This window comes from Allobosea sp. CER48, assembly GCF_044752385.1.
In the GTDB taxonomy this organism is placed as follows: domain Bacteria; phylum Pseudomonadota; class Alphaproteobacteria; order Rhizobiales; family Beijerinckiaceae; genus Allobosea.
Window position 1 is genome coordinate 1 of record NZ_JBIWYK010000414.1, and the last position, 2,717, is coordinate 2,717.

Annotated in this window: 3 protein-coding genes; 2 read left to right on the top strand and 1 reads right to left on the bottom strand. The window is 67.7% G+C overall.

The window, feature by feature from the left end:
• Positions 1 to 225: 225 nt before the first annotated feature.
• Positions 226 to 1,032, top strand: coding sequence for an MBL fold metallo-hydrolase (locus tag ACIPIA_RS13690; RefSeq protein ID WP_400510339.1), 807 nt, complete (start codon positions 226 to 228; stop codon positions 1,030 to 1,032).
• 7 nt (positions 1,033 to 1,039) lie between these two features.
• On the opposite strand, the gene ACIPIA_RS13695 is transcribed toward ACIPIA_RS13690, so the two are convergent.
• Positions 1,040 to 1,780 (bottom strand): 3-oxoacyl-ACP reductase family protein, encoded by a 741-nt coding sequence (locus ACIPIA_RS13695; RefSeq protein ID WP_400510340.1) that lies wholly within the window; start codon positions 1,778 to 1,780, stop codon positions 1,040 to 1,042.
• A gap of 169 nt (positions 1,781 to 1,949) precedes the next feature.
• On the opposite strand from ACIPIA_RS13695, the gene ACIPIA_RS13700 reads away from it, so the two are divergent.
• A complete protein-coding gene (locus ACIPIA_RS13700) occupies positions 1,950 to 2,513 on the top strand; it encodes a TetR/AcrR family transcriptional regulator (protein ID WP_400510342.1) in 564 nt (187 codons plus the stop codon).
• Positions 2,514 to 2,717 lie beyond the last annotated feature (204 nt).

The following is a 2,717-nucleotide window of genomic DNA, read 5'->3' on the forward strand; positions in this document are numbered from 1 at the left end:
GCGCCGAGCGCATCGCCGCAGCCACCGGCGGCGCCGCCGGCAGATGCTTCCCGCGCTGCGCGCCTTCGTCGACTATCTCGCGGGTGCCCATAGAAGCGGCCTGTCTGTGTGAACTCGCGGCATCCGCGATGTTCACAAAATCGGTAGCGCATAGGCCCGCCACTTTCCTGCGGCCCGGTTTTTGCCCGAAGCTCGTCCCGCTGGGAGCGATGCCGGAGCCCGCCGATGAGCCTGCCGTCCGTCCTGTTGCGCCTCGTCGCGAGTCTCGCCTTCGCGACACTTGCAAGCTCCCTGTCGCACGCCCAGTCCGGCGAGCCCGGGTGCCGGCCGGAGATGGCGGGCCATCGCCTGCCGATCCAGCGCGTGCAGCTCGCGAAGGACGAGGTACGGCTGACCTTCGTCGGCCACGCCACCTTCCTGATCGAGACCCCGGGCGGCGTGAAGATCGCGACCGACTACAACGACTATGTCCGCCCGCCGGTGACGCCCGACATCGCCACGATGAACAAGGCGCATTCGACCCATAATTCGCGACGTCCGGACCCCGCCATCAAGCAGGTCCTCCCCGGATGGGATCCGGCCGGAAAGGGCGCGGCCCATCACGACGTCACGCTCGGGGATGTCCGCGTCCGCAACGTGCCGACCAATATCCGCAGCTACGAGGGCGGCACCGACTATGACGGCAACTCGATCTTCGTCTTCGAGATCGGCGATCTCTGCATCGCCCATCTCGGCCATCTCCACCACCCGCTGGAGCCCGGCCATCTGCGCGCGCTCGGGCGGGTCGACATCGTGCTCTTCCCGGTCGATGGCAGCTACACGCTCGACCAGGAAGGCATGCTGGAGGTGCTGAAATCGCTGCAGGCACGGGTGATGATCCCGATGCACTTCTTCGGCGGCGGCACGCTGAACCGCTTCCTCGCGCGAACGCAGGAACTCTGGCCGGTCGAGCGTCGCGAACAGCCGACGATCACGCTGAGCAAGGCGGCACTGCCGACCAAGCCCACCATGATCGTCCTGCCCGGACACTAGGCCCGCGTCAGGTGTTCACGCCGCCGTCGACCGCGAGGCCGGCGCCGGTGATGAAGCGCCCTTCCTCGCTGGCGAGATAGGCCACGGCGCCGGCGATATCCTCCGGCTTGCCATAGGCTGGGATCGCCATGCGCGCGAGCTGCGCCTCGGCGCCCGGGCCGTTGGCCGGGTTCATGTCGGTATCGGTGGAGCCGGGATGGACGATGTTGACGGTGACGCCGCGCGGGCCGAGATCGCGCGCCAGCCCCTTGGTGAAGCCGATCAGCGCCGCCTTGCTCATCGCATAGAGCGTGATGTTCGGTTCGACCACCCGGTCGGCCAGGCAGGAGCCGATCGAGATGATCCGTCCGCCACGGCCGAGATGCGCGGCCGCAGCCTGCGACGCCAGCACCACAGAGCGGATGTTGACCGAAATCGTCGCATCGATGTCGGCGAGGCTCCAGCTCTCTACCGGCCCGCCACGATAGATGCCGGCATTGTTGACGAGGATGTCGAGGCCGCCGAGCGCCTTCGCCGCCTCGTCGACCGAGCGCTTCACCGCGGCAGGGTCGGCACTATCGGCGGCGATGGCGACGGCCTTGCGGCCGAGCCCCTCGATCGCCTTCACCACCTCGGCCGCCTTCTCGGCGGAGCGCTCATAGGTGAGCGCGACATCGGCCCCTTCTGCGGCAAGCCTACGGGCGATGGCAGCGCCGATTCCGCGGCTGCCTCCGGTGACGAGCGCGCGCTTTCCAGCAAGGCGGGACATGGCAAACTCGATTTATGTTATGATCGATACATAAATAGCTGGCGCGCTTGCGTGCTGCCGTCAAGCGAAATATATATCGATCGACACAGAAATTTCGAAAGGCAGGAAAACGATGGCGGAGCGAGGGCGTCCGCGCAGCTTCGACCGGCGGGTTGCGCTTGAGCGCGCCATGGAACTGTTCTGGGATCGCGGCTACCACGCCGTCTCGATGAGCGATCTCACCGAAGCGATGGGGATCAACTCCCCGAGCCTCTATGCGGCCTTCGGCAGCAAGGAGGGGCTCTATCGCGAGGCGGTCGGGCATTTCGCGGAAACCGAGAGCGACGATATCCTCGCGCCGCTGCGGAATGCGCCGACGGCGCAGGAGGCCATCGAGGGCTATCTCATGGCCAGCGCGAGGACCTTCACGCGGCCCGGACGCCCGCCCGGCTGCATGGTCGTTCTCTCGGCCGTCAACGCCGTCGGCGTCGGCGAGGAGACCAGCCGCATCCTGCGCGAGATGCGCGCCGGCAGCGTCGCAGTGATCGAGGAACGGCTGCAGCGAGCCGTCGACACCGGTGAGCTTCCAGCCTCGCTCGACCGTCGCGGCGTCGCAAGCTACTACGTCACCGTCCAGCAGGGCATGTCGATCCAGGCGCGGGACGGCGCCTCCCGCGCCATGCTGGAGACGATCGTGCACGGCGCGATGGCCGCCTGGGAAGGGCTGACCCAGCCCCGGAATGCCGCAGCCTGAGCGTTCGCGTTAACGGCTCGCTGAGGCTGATCGCAACCCTTGCTTGCAGTCACGGCCCATCGCGGCATCCTGCCATCAACCGGGAGACTGCCCATGCGCCGCACCGCCGTCCTCGCCTGCTTCGCCGCCGCCGCAGCCCTGCTGCCGGTTCAGGCCGAAGCCGCCAAATTCCGCTCCGGAGGGCGCGTAAGCTCAGCCGCCCCG